Below are 18,902 nucleotides of genomic sequence, written 5' to 3' on the forward strand. Positions count from 1 at the left end.
CGCAGCATCGGCTGCAGTAAGGCCGGATATAGAGCTGCAACCTACCGTCAATGTCTGAACAACGAAAGCCTTGCAAACGGGATGCGTTCATATAGGTTATATGGATCACCGTTTACTCGAAATCATCGCTTGTCCTGTATGTCATGGTAAGCTTAGTTACGATAAAGAAAACCTTGAACTGATTTGTAAACTTGACCGTCTCGCTTTTCCTGTCCGCGATGGTATTCCTGTACTGCTGGAAAATGAAGCACGTACTTTGCCTACAGAGGAAAACCAATAATCCATGTTTACCGTTATCATTCCAGCACGTTTTGCTTCAACACGTCTGCCAGGGAAACCATTGGCTGATATTCACGGCAAGCCTATGATTGTACGTGTAATGGAACGGGCTACTCGCTCCGGTGCTGAACGAGTGATTGTGGCGACAGATAACCAAGATGTTTTTGATGCGGTGATTGCCGCAGGCGGCGAAGCTTGCATGACAAACGAAAATCACCATTCAGGTACAGAACGTTTGGCCGAGGTTATTGATAAATACCAATTTGCTGATGATGAAATTATCGTAAATGTTCAGGGGGATGAGCCTCTTATTCCAGAACAGATCATCAAACAGGTGGCTGATAATCTGGCTGGCTGTGATGCTGGAATGGCAACACTTGCCGTACAGATCGAAGATGTGAAAGAAGCGTTCAATCCTAATGCTGTTAAAGTTGTCATGGATGCGCAAGGTTATGCACTCTATTTTTCTCGCGCTACCATTCCATGGGAACGAGAGCGCTTTATGCAATCAAAAGAGTCGATTGGAAATGACTTCCTGCGTCATATTGGGATTTATGCGTATCGTGTCAGTTTTATCCGCCGTTATGTACAGTGGGCGCCAAGCCCATTGGAAAATATGGAGATGCTTGAGCAATTACGTGTGCTTTGGTACGGTGAAAAAATTCATGTGGCAAAAGCATTGCAAGCACCTGGCGCAGGTGTTGATACACCGGAAGATCTGGATGCTGTAAGAAAAGTTTTTGCAGGGCTTTGATCTCTCTATCAGAGAAAGTATCAATTAAATCTGAGCTAAAAGGGAATGCGTTATTACGACATTCTCTTTTTTTCAACCGTGTTCTTTCTCAATGTTTTTTCTAATCTGATGATATTTTAACGGTTTTTACTGAGAATCTTCTGATTTTTCAGTATCAATATCAGCACTTTTTGGTTTAATCGCTTGCCAGATCCGACCTAATGTTTCATACCAAGCACGTTCTGTATGTGAAAAATAATAGACTGAGGGGATATATTTCTCCCACGGATATAAAGGTGTTGTTATAGCCAATTGATTAGCAGGGGCTGCGATTGGGTGTAAACCACGTTGCTCAAAAAAACGCAGTGATCTTTTCATGTGATTAGCCGACGTAACAAGAATAAAAGATTGTTGCCCAACCACTTTTTCAACCTCAGCTGCTTCTTCTTCGGTATCCAAAGGTTTTTTTAATGCTATCGTGTCCTCTACAGGAATTCCTACAGATTGTGCTACCATAGCAGCAACTTCGGCACTGCTAATTGAATTAACGCCTTTACCGCCCGTGAAAATCATTTTAGCGCCAGGATTAAGATGATATAACCGAATGCCTTCAGTCACCCTAGGCAAGCTATTACTAATAAGGTTAGCACTAGGTGCCCAATGGGAATTATAAGTGAAGCCACCACCAAGAACTACAATATACTTTATAGGTGTGGCCTGTGGTATGTCGGGTTCATAGCGCTGAACGTATTTCCCTTCAATAGGCAGTAAGAGTTTGTCCGCAACAGGTTGTAAACTCAATAAAAGTAATGCGAGCCAGCTCAGTGATAAAATGGTTTTGCCTGTTTTTTGCCAACGGGTGAACCACAATAATATCAGGGCGGTGAAAGAGATAATAATAATCAACGGCAAAGGCATTAATAGCGAGCCGATATACTTTTTTAGCAAGAATAACATTGACTGACCTTGTTATGGTTAAATTGTAGTCGCACAGGGTCGAATTTAAGGCTAAAAGTAGTTAATTAAATAATTACTGTGCCAAAATAACAGTAGCAAAAATAGCAGTAGATAGCATAACTACTCAATAGATAAATTAACCTTAGCTTATAAGTGAGGCAGTTTTTCATGCTGGATCGCAATTTCGATGATATTGCAGACAAATTTTCGCGTAATATTTACGGCACAACCAAAGGTAAAATCAGGCAAGCCGTTGTCTGGCAAGATATTAACGAATTGCTGAATCATTTTCCTCAAGGTCCGTTACGCATTTTGGATGCGGGGGGCGGTGAAGGAAATATGGCTTGCCAATTAGCCGAATTAGGCCATCAGGTAATACTTTGTGACCTGTCAGAAGAGATGGTTCAACGGGCGAAGCACAACGCAGAGGGGCGGGGTGTTTCCCATAAGATGCAATTTATTCAAAGTTCAGTACAAGAAATTCATCATCATATTGAGCAGCCTGTTGATCTGATCCTATTCCATGCCGTATTGGAATGGATTACTGATCAAAAAGAGGCTATAGAAATATTGGGGAATATAATAACACCGGGTGGTGCACTCTCATTAATGTTTTATAATGCTAATGGGCTGGTTATGCGTAATGCCATCTTGGGTAATTTCCATCTGGCGACACCGAATATTCAGCGTCGCCGAAAACGTTCTCTATCACCACAGAACCCATTAGTACCGGAACAGGTATATCGATGGCTGACTGAACTAAATATGGAAATAACGGGAAAAACAGGAGTGAGAGTTTTTCACGACTACCTGCAAAGCCGCCAATTACAAAATGCAGATTTTCCGGCGTTGCTTGAACTTGAACAACGTTATTGTAGACAAGAACCCTATATCAGTCTGGGGCGCTACATTCATGTGATGGCACGCAAGCTTACCTTAAAGAGCAAATTATGAGTGAATATTCCCAGACTGTTCCTGAACTTGTATTCTGGGCCAGAAAAAATGACTTTTCAATTTCGTTGCCACCAGAACGGCTGGCGTTTTTGATGGTAATTGCCGTATTAAACAGTGAACGGTTTGACGGTGAAATGAGTGAAGGGGAGTTGGTGGATGCTTTCCGTGAAGTATGTAAAGGTTTTGAGCAGACTTCTGAAGCGGTATCCGTCAGGGCGAATAATGCCATCAATGATATGGTTCGCCAGAAGTTAATTAACCGTTTTACCAGTGAATTAGCAGATGGTAATGCTATTTACCGTCTGACTCCATTAGGAATGGGTATCAGTGATTATTACATTCGCCAGCGTGAATTCTCCACGTTGCGTCTTTCCATGCAGCTATCTATCGTTGCCAATGAATTGCACCGGGCGGCAGAAGCGGCTGAAGAAGGCGGGGATGAATTCCACTGGCATCGCAATGTCTTTGCTCCGCTGAAATATTCTGTGGCTGAAATTTTTGACAGTATAGATATGTCCCAACGCCTGCTGGATGAACAGCAAAACAGTGTAAAAACGGATATCGCCGCGCTGCTTAATCAGGATTGGCAGGCTGCCATCGCTAACTGTGAACAGCTACTGTCTGAAACCTCGGGTACTCTGCGGGAACTTCAGGACACATTGGAAGCAGCGGGTGACAAATTGCAGGCCAACCTATTGCGTATTCAGGATGCCAATATAAATGGCAGCGATTCTGAGCTGGTTGATAAGCTGGTCTTTGATCTGCAAGGCAAATTGGATCGTATTATCAGCTGGGGACAGCAATCTATTGATTTATGGATAGGTTATGATCGTCATGTTCACAAATTTATCCGAACTGCCATTGATATGGATAAAAACCGGATTTTTGCCCAGCGCCTTCGCCAATCCATTCAACACTATTTTGACAGCCCGTGGGTACTGACCGTCGCGAATGCCGAGCGCTTGCTGGATGTACGTGATGAAGAACTCACTTTGCGTAATGAAGAGGTAATGGGAGAATTACCGCCAGAAATGGAATACGAAGAGTTCAGTGAAATCAACGAACAACTGGCTGAAATGGTGGAACAGGCACTGGCGATTTACCAGCAAGCAAAACGTCCTCTGGATTTGGGGGCTGTAATGCGTGCTTACCTTACTCAGTATCCACGTCAACGCCATTTTGATGTGGCACGTATGTTAGTGGATCAAGCGGTAAGGTTGGGCGTTGCAGAAGCGGATTTCTCTGGGTTGCCAGCGGAATGGTTAGCGATTAATGATTACGGAGCCAAGGTGCAGGCACATGTCATCGACACATATTGAACAAATTATGCCAGTAAAACTGGCTCAGGCATTATCCAATACACTTTTTCCTGAACTAGATAGTCATCTTCGCGCCGGGCGTCACATTAGTGTGGATGATCTTGATAATCATGCTTTTCTGATGGATTTTCAGGAAGAATTGGAAATGTTTTATGCGCGCTATAACGTCGAGTTAGTCCGTGCACCAGAAGGCTTTTTCTACCTGCGTCCCCGTTCTACGACATTGATCCCGCGATCTGTTCTCTCTGAACTGGACATGATGGTAGGTAAGATCTTGTGTTACCTCTATCTCAGCCCAGAACGCTTGTCCAATCAGGGAATATTTACCTTTCAAGAATTATATGAAGAGCTGTTGTCGTTAGCTAACGAAAATAAGTTGATGAAAGTGGTGAATCAACGTTCGACCGGCACCGATCTGGACAAACAGAAATTACAGGAAAAAGCACGATCTTCTCTAAACCGCTTGCGTCGTTTGGGAATGGTTTATTTCCTGCAAAACGACAGCAATAAATTTATGATCACTGAAGCGGTATTCCGCTTCGGTGCAGATGTGCGCAGTGGTGATAATCCACGTGAAGCACAATTACGGATGATCCGTGATGGGGAAGCTATGCCAGTGGTAGGGGATGTATCGCAAAAAGAGAATGAGCATGAGGAACTATCAGAACATTCAGCAGAAAGCACGGAGGATGAGCAGTCATGATTGAACGCGGTAAATTTCGCTCACTGACATTGGTTAACTGGAACGGTTTTTTTGCCAGAACGTTTGATCTTGACGAACTTGTGACGACCTTATCTGGTGGTAATGGAGCGGGTAAATCTACTACGATGGCAGCATTTGTGACCTCGTTGATCCCTGATTTAACATTGCTCCACTTCCGCAATACCACAGAAGCAGGGGCAACCAGTGGCTCCCGTGATAAAGGCTTACACGGTAAATTACGTGCCGGAGTCTGTTATTCCACATTGGATGTCGTGAATTCCCGCCACCAGAGAATTATTGCAGGGGTACGTTTACAACAAGTTGCTGGACGTGATCGCAAGGTTGATATCAAGCCGTTTATGATTCAGGGAATTCCTGCATCTATTCAGCCAACACAGTTATTAACTGAAAATATCGGCGAACGTCAGGCACGCGTTCTGCCCTTGAATGAACTGAAAGAACGCCTTGATGGAATGGAAGGTGCCCAGTTCAAACAATTTAACTCTATTACAGATTATCATGCTCTGATGTTTGATTTGGGGGTGATACCAAAACGTTTGCGTTCAGCAAGTGATCGCAGCAAGTTTTATCGCCTGATAGAAGCATCGCTATATGGTGGTATTTCCAGCGCCATTACCCGCTCACTGCGTGATTATCTATTGCCAGAAAACAGTGGGGTCAGAAAAGCGTTTCAGGATATGGAAGCCGCATTGCGTGAAAACCGCATTACACTGGAAGCTATCCGTGTTACGCAATCCGATCGTGATCTTTTCAAGCATCTCATCACAGAATCTACGGCCTATGTTTCTGCCGACTATATGCGTCATGCCAACGAACGGCGTGTTCATTTGGATGAATCATTGGCTTTGCGTAGTGAATTGTTTGGTAGCCGCCGTCAATTGGTAGCTGAGCAGTATCGTCATGTTGAAATGGCGAGAGAGCTGGCGGAACAAAGTGGGGTATCTTCTGATTTAGAAATGGATTATCAGGCGGCCAGCGATCATTTGAATCTGGTTCAGACAGCGATGCGTCAGAAGGAAAAAATTGAACGTTATCAATCAGATGTTGAGGAGCTGACTTATCGGTTGGAAGAACAGGTCGAAGTCGTTGAAGAAGCAAAAGAACTTCAGGCGGAATATGAAACCTCATCTGAGGCAGCAGAACAGGAAGTTGATGAATTGAAAAGCCAGCTTGCTGATTATCAGCAAGCTCTGGATGTTCAGCAAACTCGCGCAATTCAATATCAGCAGGCATTGCAAGCACTAAAACGAGCACGTGAGCTTTGTCAACTTCCAGAACTGGCGACTGAAAATGCCGATGAGTGGCAAGAAACTTACCAAGCCAAGGCACAGCAGGCGACTGAAACTTTGCTGGCATTAGAACAGAAGTTAAGTGTTGCTGACGCGGCTCACAGTCAGTTTGAGCAGGCTTATGAGCTGGTTAAAAATATTGTTGGTGAAGTGAGCCGCAGCGAAGCCTGGCAGGCAGCCCGTGAAGTATTGCGGGAATGGTCATCTCAACGCCATTTGTCTGATAGGGTTCAACCGTTGCGTATCCAATTGTCTGAATTGGAACAACGACTGAACAGTCAGCAAAATGCTGAGCGTTTACTGCAAGAATTCTGTAAGCGCCATAACCAGCAATATCAGGCGGAAGATTTAGAGACGCTACAGAGTGAATTAGAAGCCCAGTTGGAAGAATTAAGCCTGAGTGCCAACGAAAGTGGTGAACGCCGCATTCAGATGCGTCAGGAGTTTGAACAGCTGAAACAGAAGATTCAGGGATTGACAGCGCGTGCGCCAGTATGGTTAGCAGCACAGGAAGCCCTGAATCAGCTTTGTGAACAGAGTAATACATCGCTTGAAAGTGGTCACGATGTCACTGAATACATGCAGCAATTGCTGGAGCAAGAACGAGAAATCACTGTTGAACGTGATGACGTAGCGGCTCAGAAACGTGAACTGGAAAAACAAATTGATCGCCTGAGCCAACCAAGTGGAGCAGAAGACGGTCGATTACTCGCATTAGCTGAACGTTTCGGTGGTGTTTTACTGTCAGAAATTTATGACGACATTACCCTTGATGATGCGCCTTATTTCTCTGCGCTGTATGGTCCTGCTCGTCATGCGATTGTTGTGCCTGATCTTTCATTGGTTCGCCCACTTTTGGAATCATTGGAAGATTGCCCGGAAGATCTCTATTTGATTGAGGGTGATCCGCAATCTTTCGATGACAGTGTATTCCACTTCGAAGAGCAGAACAGTGCAGTTCTGGTGAAATCATCTGATCGCCAGTGGCGTTATTCCCGCTATCCTGAAGTTCCCCTGTTTGGTCGGGCGGCAAGAGAAAATCGTCAGGAAGCACTCAGTCTTGAGCGTGATACTCTGGCTGAACGTTATGCAACGCTCTCATTTGATGTTCAAAAAACCCAGCGGACACATCAGGCTTTCAGCCGTTTTGTGGGTAAGCATCTGTCTGTTGCGTTTGATGATGATCCAGAGGCAGAAATTCGCAGCCTGAATCAACGCCGAACCGAGCTGGAGCGGGAATTATCTCAATTTGAGACCAAAACCCAGCAGCACCAACAAAAACTTGTTCAGGTTAAAGAAAGTCTGTCAGCGCTGAATCGCTTGATCCCACAAATGACAATCCTGTTGGATGAAACGCTGATTGATCGTGTGGACACTGTCCGTGAAGAAATGAATGAAGCGCAGGATGCAGCTCAATTTCTGCAACAGCATGGCAATACATTGACCAAGCTCGAACCGTTGGTTTCTGTTTTGCAAAGCGATCCACAGCAACATAAACAGTTGCAGAAAGATTATGAGGCCGCGCAACATAGCCAGAATAGAACTAAACAACAAGCTTTTGCTTTGACGGAAGTTGTACAGCGCCGTGCGCATTTCAGCTATAGCGATTCCGCAGGAATGCTCAGTGAAAACTCTGATCTAAACGACAAACTGCGTCAACGCCTTGAACACGCAGAATCGGATCGTAGTCGCGCACGTGAACAATTGCGCCAGCAGCAGGCACAATATGCTCAGTTCAGCCAAGTCTTGGCATCACTGAAAAGCTCTTATGACACTAAGCAGGATATGTTGAAAGAGCTTGAACAGGAGATGAAAGATATTGGTGTTCAGGCGGATGCTAATGCAGAAATTCGTGCACGTGAACGTCGTGATCAGCTTCATGCTGCTGTAAATACTAACCGTTCCCGTATTAACCAGCTTGAGAAACAGATCGCATTCTGTGAAGCTGAAATGGCAAACCTCCAGAAGAAATTACGTAAATCTGAGCGTGATTACTATCAAAAGCGTGACCAAGTTGTTTCTTCAAAAGCGGGCTGGTGTGCTGTCATGCGCATGGTGAAAGACAACGGCGTTGAACGTCGCTTACATCGCCGCGAGCTGGCCTATATGGAGGGTGATGATTTGCGTTCAATGTCGGATAAGGCATTGGGTGCATTGCGTCTGGCAGTAGCTGATAATGAACACCTGCGTGATGTGTTGCGCTTGTCTGAAGATCCGAAACGCCCTGAGCGAAAAATTCAATTCTTCGTTGCCGTTTACCAACATTTACGCGAACGTATTCGTCAGGATATCATCCGCACGGATGATCCAGTTGATGCTATCGAACAAATGGAAATTGAACTGGCGCGTTTGACTGAAGAATTAACAGCACGTGAGCAGAAATTAGCGATCAGTTCCAAGAGCGTAGCTAATATCATTCGCAAAACCATCCAACGTGAACAGAACCGCATTCGTATGTTAAATCAGGGATTGCAGGCGGTTTCCTTCGGACAGGTTGGCGGTGTGCGCCTGAATGTGAACGTGCGTGAAAGCCACTCTGTTTTGCTGGATGTGTTGTCCGAACAGCAGGAACAGCATCAGGATCTGTTCAACAGCCAGCGTTTGACCTTCTCAGAAGCGATGGCAAAACTGTATCAGCGCTTGAATCCACAAATGGATATGGGGCAACGTTTGCCACAGACTATTGGTGAAGAGTTGCTGGATTACCGTAACTATCTTGAATTAGACGTTGAAGTAAACCGTGGTTCGGATGGTTGGCTGAAAGCGGAAAGTGGGGCATTATCTACCGGTGAGGCTATTGGTACGGGGATGTCTATTCTGGTCATGGTGGTACAGAGCTGGGAAGAGGAATCACGTCGTCTGCGTGGTAAAGATATTTCACCATGCCGACTGTTGTTCCTTGATGAAGCTGCACGTTTGGATGCTAAATCCATCGCAACGTTGTTTGAGTTGTGTGAACGTTTACAAATGCAATTAATTATCGCTGCACCAGAGAATATCAGTCCGGAAAAAGGCACAACTTATAAATTGGTTCGCAAAATTTTCAATAATCAGGAACATGTACATGTTGTTGGATTACGTGGTTTCGGACAGGATACCCCTATGACAGAACAAACGCATCCTCAAATGCAGTCACAACCGATATTGGAAGAGTAATTTCATTATTAAGAGATACTGTTATTAAGAGGGGTTATAATGAAACCCCTTTTATATTATCTGAAAATGATGGGTCGATATTTAGTTATAGTAGTCGTTAAATCTGAAATATCAATAGAATATACTTTGATTAAAGGCACCAGAGGTGCTTTTTTCTTTTTTAAGGTCAGTATGCTCTAATTTATTATAGTGAATGTTTTATTTTGTTGAGTGTCAATGCGTATGATTGGTTCTCTATCTTAAGAAGTAATTATGTATATAATTACTGCTATTCTTTTCTGATAAGATAGGGCGACTGAGAATTAGAATAAGTCATTGGACAGCTGCATAACATAATAAGGTGAGGTGAACTCTTATGGCGAAGAACACGGTCAGGTTTCTGAAAGTTTCTTTTATCTGTAGCGCATTAGCGGTATCAGAGGGAACCTTTGCAAATCAACAAAATGGATTGATAGCAAGCAATGTGCAAGAATTATCAGAGGAACAAAAAAAGGAAAATTTGACTGATTCAGTTGATAAGACTATTCCTATATCTTCGGGAACTTCTATTGATGAAAATCGAAAAAAATTACAAAATTGGTTACCACAACAAATAAAACCGATATTCTTTGAACGGTTGGCAACATTATATATTGCTAATAATATGAAACCTCTATGGCAGGATAAAAAAACAATTCAACAGCTTGAAAATCAATTGATTGAATTGTCATTAGCTGGTTTTCAGCCTCAATTTGAAAAATGGTTAATACAACTTCATTCACCTGAATTAAATGATATGGGACGAGATATTCTTTTGTCTGATGCTATGTTAGGTTATCTTCATTTTGTCAATGATGTTAAGAAAAAGGGAAATTCATGGTTATATAGAAAAACTCCTTATAAGATTAATTTACCACCCTCTCAATCAATTGATAAATGGCAACAATATATCAATAATAACAACACTCTCTCTTATATTACGACCTTGTTACCTAATCATCCTATGTATGAAAATATGCGTAAGGAGATGTTAGGACAATTATCTGATAGGCAACCGTGGACAGAGTTCTCCTCCAAAAAAACGTTAAGGTCAGGGCAAAGTAGTGAGAGTATGGTTGCATTGAGAAAGATATTAGTTCGTTCCGGTGTGCTGGAATCATCTTCAGTCAAATCTGATAATAAAGTTTATGGCAAAGAACTTGTTGCTGCTGTAAAACGATTTCAAGCCCTGCATGGATTATCTGCGGATGGTGTGATCGGTCAATCCACGAAAATATGGTTAAATACAACACCACAAACTCGTGCCCGTATAATGGCATTAAATATACAGAGATTACGAATTATTCCGGCAGATATGCCTACAGGTATTTTTGTCAATATTCCAAATTACTCACTTTTTTATTATTTGGATGGCAAGGAAGTATTAAGCTCTAAAGTTGTGGTTGGTCGCCCCAGCCGCAAAACACCGATTATGAGCAGTCAATTGAATAATGTGGTGATTAATCCGCCGTGGAACGTACCTACCAGTATGACCCGAAAAGATATCGCGCCAAGGGCAATGCGGGATTCGAGTTATTTTCGTACTCGGGGTTATACAGTTTTTTCCAGTTGGGGTAATGATGCCAAGGTTATTGAACCTTCATCAATTGATTGGGGAACAGTAACACCAAGTAATTTTCCTTACCGAATACGGCAGGCTCCTGGCCCAACTAATTCATTAGGGCGTTTCAAATTTAATATGCCAAATTCAGAAGCGATTTATTTGCACGATACGCCAAATCAGGCTTCTTTTGATCGGGAAATGAGGGCAGTCAGTTCAGGCTGTGTGCGTGTAAATAAAGCGCCTGAACTGGCTGACATGTTATTGGGGGATGCGGGTTGGAATAAAAATAAAGTTAATAATTCATTGAAAACATGGACAACAAAATATGTAAATATACCCAAAAAAATTCCTGTTTTCCTCTATTATCAAACAGCCTGGGTTGATGAAGGAGGGGTGCCACAATATCGGGCTGATATCTATGACTATGATATAAGTGCAAGACAACAATCAGAGGCATTTAATGAGATTCTGGCTACCAGAAATGATTTATAATTTTTGTGGTTCCTCATCATTTATGAGGGAATGAATTTGATGTTAATGTTATGAACGGTGAAAGAAATAACACTTCTTTCACCGTTATTTTTTATTGCTAATTATTTTTCCAATGATTTTATTCCTGTTATATAATCTTAGCCGGATTTTTCTTTCTGATTGAAGAAATATTTATATTCCATATAGAGATATCTCCCATTAACTTATCGTCATAAATATTTACTTTCGTTTAATATGTTTTGAATTTTGTTAAGCAGATCACAATTATTGGTTGATTAATTTACACTAATATACAAAAAAATTGAAACAAAGTTTTATTTGTTGGTGTCTTATTAGTCGATTAAACTCAATAAGTAATGAAGTTTAGAAAATATTAATAAATCATAGAATAGCAGGGCATATTATCCATGAATGATATTGACCATGATCGCCGAAAGTGGCTCGGCGTAAGCGTGGCCGCATTGGGGTTAAGTTTATTGCCTCAACATGCTTTGGCTGCATTGACAACCCCACGCCCCCGAATTTTACACTTTAATAACCTACATACGGGAGAAAAACTCAAAGCTGAATTCTTTGATGGTCGCCGTTATAACAAATCAGAATTATCCCGTTTGAATTATTTATTTAGAGATTTTCGTCAAAATAAGATCAAAACGATTGATCCAAAATTATTTGACCAAATTTATTTATTACAGATGATTATGGGAATAAATAAACCTGTTCAATTAGTTTCTGGCTATCGTTCATTAATGACAAATAATATGTTACGCCAAGCCAGTGGTAGAGTAGCAAAACATAGCTACCATACTCGTGGACAAGCAATGGATTTTCATATTGATGGTATGCAACTTGAGAATATCCGTAAGGCAGCGCTGAAAATGGGAGCTGGAGGGGTCGGATTTTATCCAAAGAGTAATTTTATTCATATTGATACAGGCCCGGTCAGGACGTGGTAATCTTATACCTATAGTCTTGATTGTGGAGTCCAACAATATAATGAAATACCACATTATCCCCGTCACAATGGCGATGCAAAATTGTACATTGATTTGGTGTGAGGAAACTCAGGAAGCGGCGATTGTAGATCCCGGCGGTAATGCTGAGCAGCTTATTGCCGAAATAGAGCGTCGTGAGTTGAAACTGACACAAATTTTGCTGACTCATGGTCACTATGATCACGTTGGTGCTGCCCTTGAAGTCTCCAGGCATTTTAATGTACCTGTTTATGGGCCACATAAGGGAGATGCTTTTTGGATAGAAGGGCTGGAAATTCAATGTCAAATGTTTGGTGTTGAGCCATGTCCCTCTTTCACGCCGGATCGTTGGTTAGAGGAAGAAAATACGTTGCAAATTGGTAAGGTTGAATTGTCTGTTTTGCATTGTCCGGGGCACACGCCAGGGCATATTATCCTTGTTAATCATGCCGATAAATTAATCTCAATGGGAGATGTGTTGTTTAAAGGAAGTGTCGGTCGTACGGATTTTCCGGGTGGAAATTATGATGAATTGATTCAATCCATTAAAGAGAAAGTACTGCCTTTGGGGGATGACTATCAATTCATTCCCGGTCACGGGCCGATGTCAACATTGGGATATGAACGGAAGACTAACCCTTTCCTGCAAGATTAATGAAATATGTTTTTCTTATCGTAATATTTTGTATTAAAAAGATAAAAGCCGCATTTCAGCGGCTTTTTAGATAATATATCAATACTCAGATAAAACTTAGAGTACAGCAACGATAGCTTCACACAGAGGAACCATGTTCTCCAGTGTTAAACCTGCTACGTTAATACGACCAGAACTAACGGCGTAAATACCAAACTCTTCACGCAGACGATCAACCTGTTCTTTAGTCAGACCGCTGAATGAGAACATACCATTTTGAGAAATAATAAAGCTAAAATCTTGCTTCGCACCTTTTTCTTGCAAGGTGTTTACAAACAGTTGGCGCATACGTTGAATACGTTCACGCATTGTTGCTAATTCCTGAATCCACTCAGCTTTCAAATCATCGTTGGACAGAATTGTTGTAACAACGGAAGCACCGTGTGCTGGTGGGTTGGAGTAATTGGTACGAACAATAGACTTTGCTTGGCTGAATGCTTTTTCTGCGGTATCGCTGTCTGTTGCAACGATGGTGCAGGCTCCAACACGCTCATTATACAGGCCGAAGTTTTTGGAATAAGAGCTGGCAACGATCAGTTCATTATGATTCTTGGTAAAAATGCGCAGACCTTCTGCATCTTCATCTAATCCCTTGGCAAAACCTTGGTAAGCAAAGTCAAATACAGGCAACCAACCATTTGCAGCAGATAAATCAGCCAGTTTCTGCCATTGTTCAGGTGTTGGATCGATACCGGTCGGGTTATGACAGCAGCCGTGCAACAGAATAATATCACCTGCTTGTGCTTCAGACAGGCTTGCTAACATGCCTTCAAAATTCAGCGCATGTTTTTCTGCATCGTAATAATTGTATTCGCGAATTTCTAAACCAGCGCTGGCAAAAACACCTTTATGGTTTGGCCAGGTGGGGTTGCTGATCCAGACACGTTTTGCATTGGTCTGTTTAGCAATAAAATCCGCGGCAGTGCGAAGTGCGCCAGTTCCGCCCGGGCTTTGTACAGTACGGGCACGCTTATCAGTTACGACAGGGCTGAATTTGCCAAAGAGCAGTTCTTGAGTGACACGGCCAAATTCAGGTAATCCGCTAATTGCCAGATAATTTTTGGTGGTTTCGTTTTCCAGCAGGAATTTTTCTGCTTTTTTAACGGTGGTCAGAACAGGAGTTTTACCAGTTTCGTCTTTGTAGACTCCGATACCCAGGTTGATTTTATTTCCACGAGGGTCAGCTTTAAAACTATCAGCTAAACCAAGAATAGGATCGGCAGGCGCTGCTGTAATTTTCTCAAACATTTTTTTGATTCCAAGACTCGGAGAGTTAAGCCCAAAATAAGTTACATGCCGCTCAGGGTAACGCTAAGGAACTCATTTGCCAACTACTTGTAGCAAAAAGAATAAAATCTTGTGAAGTAGTTTACGGAGTGAGAAAAATAGTCCGAAAAAACAGGGAGGTAAAATGCAAAAAGCAGCGCCGGAGCGCTGCTTCTCTGAGATAAATATGTTTAACTTTTTGCTAAACAGTTTATCAACAGTGATTAGAACTGATAAGTCAGACCAACACCGAATACGTTGCGGGCGTTTGTATCGCCACCTTCTTTTTTGTCCAGCAGGTTGATTTTGTAATCAACATAGGTAGACAAATTTTTGTTGAAGTAGTAGTAAGAACCTACAGAAACATATTTAACCAGATCTGCGTTGAAACCTTTGGCACCGTTGTTACGCTTCAGATCCTTACCTTTAGACTGAACGTAAGCCAGAGATGGCTTCAGGCCAAAATCAGAGAACAGGTATTGTGCAACCAGTTCAAAGTTCTGAGTTTTATTTGCGACACCATCAAAGTAGTCAACTTTGCTTCTGCTTACATTTCCACCAGCACCGGGAGTCATATTACGGGTTTCGCCGTACATAGCTGCCAGATATACGTTGTTAGCATCGTATTTAGCACCGATGTTCCATGCTTCAGCACGCTTACCGTGAGCATCACTGGTATTCCATTTATGACCACGAGTAGAGTTAGCGTAAGAACCACCAACAGTGATACCGTAACCTACGTCATAAGTGGTAGCCAAACCGTAACCGTCACCATTTGCAGTAGCGCCTTTGCGATTATCTTTGGTGCGCTCGCTGTTCTGGCCTTGGTATTGCAGAGCAAAGTTCAGGCCGTCAACCAGACCGAAGAAATCAGTGTTACGGTATGTAAGCAGGCCAGTAGCACGGCCAGTCATGTAGTTATCAGTGTGAGCCATGGAGTCACCACCAAAGATTGGCAGCACGTCAGTCCATGCGTTGACATCGTAGTTTACGCCGTAGTTACGGCCGTAATCCAATGAACCGTAGTTAGCGAATTTCAAGCCAGCGAAAGCCAGACGAGTATAAGCAGTACCGTCGCTGTTAGCTTCTGTTTTATGAGCTTTCAGATTGTATTCCCAACGACCGAAACCAGTCAGTTGGTCAGAGATCTGAGTTTCGCCTTTGATGCCGATACGAGCATAAGAAGCATCGCCGTCTTCGCTGCTTCTTTTATCTGCGATTTGGTGACGAACGTCTACTTTACCGTACAGATCCAGTTTGTTGCCATCTTTGTTAAAAATCTCAGCTGCGTTTGCTGTGCCAGCAACCAGCAGAGCTGGGATTACCACTGCAAGAATATTGCGCTTCATTATTATTACCCTCATTGGTGTTATCCAGACACTTGTTACTGTCAAAAATAGAACACTAAAAATTTTTGGAACTATTTGTAGGTATCGAGTGTCTTATTAATTGGCGATCAGTGTTCCATTGGTAATGAATTTTATCTACCCTCAAAATGCTACAAAAGTGCAAAATAAGTAACAAAGGGAAAATAGATATTTCAAAATGTAAATATCAGGGAACTTTTTTCGCGCAGTTTTCGCTGTTGTCTGGTCCTGATATACGTTGACACTTATTTTATTTAACGCCTGATGATGTACTTCATCGGACGTTTTATATGTCAGGGCTAAGTGAGGTCTGTACCGATTATAGATACCTGTCGATTCACTTACCATTTTCGTCGCTTCTTTCAGGTCAGTGGGTTTACAGCGTAAAAATTCGGTTTTCAGTTATATTATTTTGCCGGTTGCCTTGATGCCCAAACAGGAATCAATTTATGTGGCAGCTTATTCGTAATGTGAAAATTTTTTTGAAAAGAGCTTCGTTAACGACTTTGAGAGAAATGAGAAATATAAAAGTCTCACCATTATGACAAACTATTTAGCTTAATGCGCCATTTTTTCGGCATTTTGCGATAGTTAGAATATCCTGCGTCAGCAGTTTTGCAAAGAGATAACAAAGAGATAATGATGACATCTTCAATATCTCTTTTCACTAATAGTTTACTGAGACATCCTTCAAGGATGAGTTCCATCTGTTTCGCTATTTGCTCGTTATAGTCTATATCGAGTTGTTGCAATAACGCTGATGTGAAATGGAAAGAGTTTTGTTTTTGCAGCTCTGCCAATTGGTGAATCGGATGATCTATGTCAGGGAAAGCGCTGCAAGCAGCAATAAACAAACAGCCCGGATAGCGTTGTTCCTGCACTTTTTCTTGAAGGGTATCGTAACGCGCCAATAATTTTTGTTCAGGGCTTAGCATTTCGTCCAGCAGGATTTGGCGCTGCCAAATTTCAATCTGCTGACTGTGATAACGCAAGCAGTCATAGAGCAGAGCTTCTCGGTCAGGCCAAAAATTTTTTATATGGCCCATATCAATGTCAAGGGGAGTTAAAAGTGTCTCCAATGATGCAGACAGGCCATATTGTTCCAGTAAGTTCAGGACATGGCTAAGCACATATTCGCGTTGCACAAGGGTTCTCCTTTTAGGTTACTTTTGTTGTATACCCTTTGGGTATATGTGCTGTACGTGTTGGCTAAAGCGTTCCGCATTCATGAATCCATTGACTCGCGAATCGGTTATTTCATTGCCTTGAACATCAAAAAACAAAATAGTGGGAAGCCCCAATACCTTCAATTTTTGCAGTAATTCTTTCTGTTTTGGCCCGTTATCCGTGACATCTGCCTGTAGCATAAGGAATTGGCTCAATTGTGTCTGTACTTGTGGGTCACTGAAAGTATATTTTTCAAACTCTTTGCAGGCAGCGCACCAGTCAGCGTACAAATCCAACATGATCGGTTGATGGCGATTTTCAGCTAAAATTTGGCTTAATTCTTGCCAATCATTTATTCGCTGGAATTTTATTGCTGTTTTTTGTTGCCCTATTGTAGGGGTTCCCCATACCCAATCTTGTAAAGGGCGCGCAGCAATAAGGGCCAGAGCCAGTAAAATTATCTGTAAGGTACGAAGCCAGCCTTTTTTGCTGTGCAACGTTATTGCGAAAGTCCAAATAAGGAAAGCAATCGCCAACATGCTCCATAATCGGACCCCCCATGTATCGCCAAGTACCCGTTCCAGCAAGAATACTGGCAGCGCCAGAATAATGAATCCGAAAGCTTCCTTAACGTACTGCATCCACGGGCCACTGCGAGGCAGGAGTTTATGACCGAATAACGTGACAGCAATAAGCGGCAAGCCCATACCAAATGCGTAGAGATAAAGGGTCAGGCCGCCAACCAGTGTATTACCACTTTGGGCAATATAGAGCAAGATGGCACTGAGTGGTGCGGTGGTGCAGGGGGAAGCAATAAGCCCTGCCAAGGCCCCCATAAAAAATACGCCAATGTAAGAACCACTTTGTTGTTGATTGCTCCAATCTACCAAGCGAGTTTGGACAGAAGAAGGAAGTTGCAGTGAATATAATCCAAACATAGATAAGGCCAGCAAAATAAACAGTACTGATAGCCCGATCAGAATATAAGGGTTTTGCAGGGCCGCCTGAAATTGTAAACCGGCAGCAGCAACGACCAACCCAAGTATCGTATAAGTGAGTGCCATCCCTTGGACATAGCTTACGGCAAGCCAAAAGATTCGTTTCATACTTTCGGGGCGTTTCTGGCCCAGAATTATGCTGGAAATCAGTGGATACATCGGCAGTATACAAGGAGTAAAAGCGATGCCAATGCCAATCAACAAAGCCCATAGCGGTGAGAATGGAACATCATGATCTTTGGTCTGGATATCTTTCTGTTGCAGCTGAGCTTTTGAAGATACTGTTTCTTGAGATGTTGCTATATCTGATGATGCTACGGTTTCGTTATTGGGTGATGTTGAAGCAATAACGGCTTGTAATGGCACGCTCAGGGTTTCTGGAGGATAACAATAACCCGCTTCAGCACATCCCTGATAAGTCACCTGGAGAGAAGAATCATTGGTGGCGGATAGTATAGGGATATCGATACGTGCTGATTGAAAATAAACTTCGGTTTTACCAAAAAACTCATCTTCATGTTCAACCCCTTTAGCATACGCAGGATTACCTAACGATGTTTGCTTGGGGGTGATACTGAACTGTTTTCGATAGAGGTAATAACCGGGCTTGATATCCCAGTTCAGCGTGAGTTTATTCCCTTGTTGCTGAAAATCAAACATAAATGCCTGATCAGCAGGAAGGTAGAAATTTTGCGTTGGTTGTTCAAACAGTGCGCTGGCCTTGATAGGAGAAAGAGCGATACTGATGAACAGCAAAAACATCATGAGAATACGTTTCATCATAAGTAATTTTGATCTGCCTGTATCGTGGGTTTGATTTGTAAAATTTATCAGACTCTGCACTATAACCGATGATACCTATGGTAGGAAGTCACTTGCCTAATATTAAGACAATGTTGTGTTTTTGACAGGAAAAGATTTTAAGGCAGAAATACTTCAGGGACATTATGA

13 protein-coding genes and 1 pseudogene are annotated in these 18,902 nt (G+C 42.5%); 9 read left to right on the forward strand and 5 right to left on the reverse strand.

Annotated elements, in window-relative coordinates:
• Positions 1-100: 100 nt before the first annotated feature.
• Positions 101-280 carry a Trm112 family protein gene (locus tag BM329_RS00805; protein WP_092547484.1) on the forward strand — a complete coding sequence of 60 codons (180 nt, stop codon included), beginning with the start codon at positions 101-103 and terminating at the stop codon, positions 278-280.
• Between the two features lie 3 nt (positions 281-283).
• Positions 284-1,033 (forward strand): 3-deoxy-manno-octulosonate cytidylyltransferase, encoded by a 750-nt coding sequence (gene kdsB, locus BM329_RS00810; protein ID WP_092547486.1) that lies wholly within the window; start codon positions 284-286, stop codon positions 1,031-1,033.
• A gap of 126 nt (positions 1,034-1,159) precedes the next feature.
• Here the strand turns inward: kdsB and elyC are convergent, their stop codons facing one another.
• Positions 1,160-1,969, reverse strand: a complete 810-nt coding sequence (gene elyC, locus BM329_RS00815; protein WP_092547488.1) for an envelope biogenesis factor ElyC — start codon at positions 1,967-1,969, stop codon at positions 1,160-1,162.
• A gap of 168 nt (positions 1,970-2,137) precedes the next feature.
• On the opposite strand from elyC, the gene cmoM reads away from it, so the two are divergent.
• The 7 genes from cmoM (at position 2,138) to BM329_RS00850 (ending at position 13,114) form a co-directional block, all read left to right on the forward strand.
• On the forward strand, positions 2,138-2,923 hold the full coding sequence (cmoM, locus tag BM329_RS00820) for a tRNA uridine 5-oxyacetic acid(34) methyltransferase CmoM (protein ID WP_092547490.1): 786 nt from the start codon (positions 2,138-2,140) through the stop codon (positions 2,921-2,923).
• The gene (gene mukF, locus BM329_RS00825) at positions 2,920-4,242 is read left to right on the forward strand and encodes a chromosome partition protein MukF (protein ID WP_092547492.1); all 1,323 of its coding nucleotides are present in this window, start codon (positions 2,920-2,922) and stop codon (positions 4,240-4,242) included. Before cmoM ends, mukF begins: the two co-directional genes overlap by 4 nt.
• On the forward strand, positions 4,223-4,945 hold the full coding sequence (gene mukE / locus BM329_RS00830; RefSeq protein ID WP_092547503.1) for a chromosome partition protein MukE: 723 nt from the start codon (positions 4,223-4,225) through the stop codon (positions 4,943-4,945). The genes mukF and mukE overlap by 20 nt, the downstream gene beginning before the upstream one ends.
• On the forward strand, positions 4,942-9,411 hold the full coding sequence (mukB, locus tag BM329_RS00835; RefSeq protein WP_092547505.1) for a chromosome partition protein MukB: 4,470 nt from the start codon (positions 4,942-4,944) through the stop codon (positions 9,409-9,411). Before mukE ends, mukB begins: the two co-directional genes overlap by 4 nt.
• Before the next feature lie 355 nt (positions 9,412-9,766).
• A complete protein-coding gene (gene ldtD, locus BM329_RS00840) occupies positions 9,767-11,485 on the forward strand; it encodes a L,D-transpeptidase (RefSeq protein ID WP_092547507.1) in 1,719 nt (572 codons plus the stop codon).
• 407 nt (positions 11,486-11,892) lie between these two features.
• On the forward strand, positions 11,893-12,441 hold the full coding sequence (gene mepK / locus BM329_RS00845) for a peptidoglycan L,D-endopeptidase MepK (protein WP_092547510.1): 549 nt from the start codon (positions 11,893-11,895) through the stop codon (positions 12,439-12,441).
• 40 nt (positions 12,442-12,481) lie between these two features.
• On the forward strand, positions 12,482-13,114 hold the full coding sequence (locus BM329_RS00850; RefSeq protein ID WP_092547516.1) for an MBL fold metallo-hydrolase: 633 nt from the start codon (positions 12,482-12,484) through the stop codon (positions 13,112-13,114).
• A 96-nt stretch (positions 13,115-13,210) separates the two neighbouring features.
• Here the strand turns inward: BM329_RS00850 and BM329_RS00855 are convergent, their stop codons facing one another.
• From BM329_RS00855 to BM329_RS00870, 4 genes and pseudogenes are all read right to left on the reverse strand, one after another.
• On the reverse strand, positions 13,211-14,401 hold the full coding sequence (locus tag BM329_RS00855) for an amino acid aminotransferase (RefSeq protein WP_092547519.1): 1,191 nt from the start codon (positions 14,399-14,401) through the stop codon (positions 13,211-13,213).
• Positions 14,402-14,643: 242 nt separating this feature from the next.
• Positions 14,644-15,768, reverse strand: a complete 1,125-nt coding sequence (locus BM329_RS00860) for a porin (protein ID WP_092547522.1) — start codon at positions 15,766-15,768, stop codon at positions 14,644-14,646.
• A gap of 571 nt (positions 15,769-16,339) precedes the next feature.
• Positions 16,340-16,931 (reverse strand): annotated as a pseudogene (dicD, locus tag BM329_RS00865) (division control transcriptional repressor DicD).
• 18 nt (positions 16,932-16,949) lie between these two features.
• A complete protein-coding gene (locus BM329_RS00870) occupies positions 16,950-18,734 on the reverse strand; it encodes a protein-disulfide reductase DsbD (protein WP_092547525.1) in 1,785 nt (594 codons plus the stop codon).
• Between the last annotated feature and the right edge of the window lie 168 nt (positions 18,735-18,902).

The organism is Xenorhabdus koppenhoeferi, assembly GCF_900116635.1.
In the GTDB taxonomy this organism is placed as follows: domain Bacteria; phylum Pseudomonadota; class Gammaproteobacteria; order Enterobacterales; family Enterobacteriaceae; genus Xenorhabdus; species Xenorhabdus koppenhoeferi.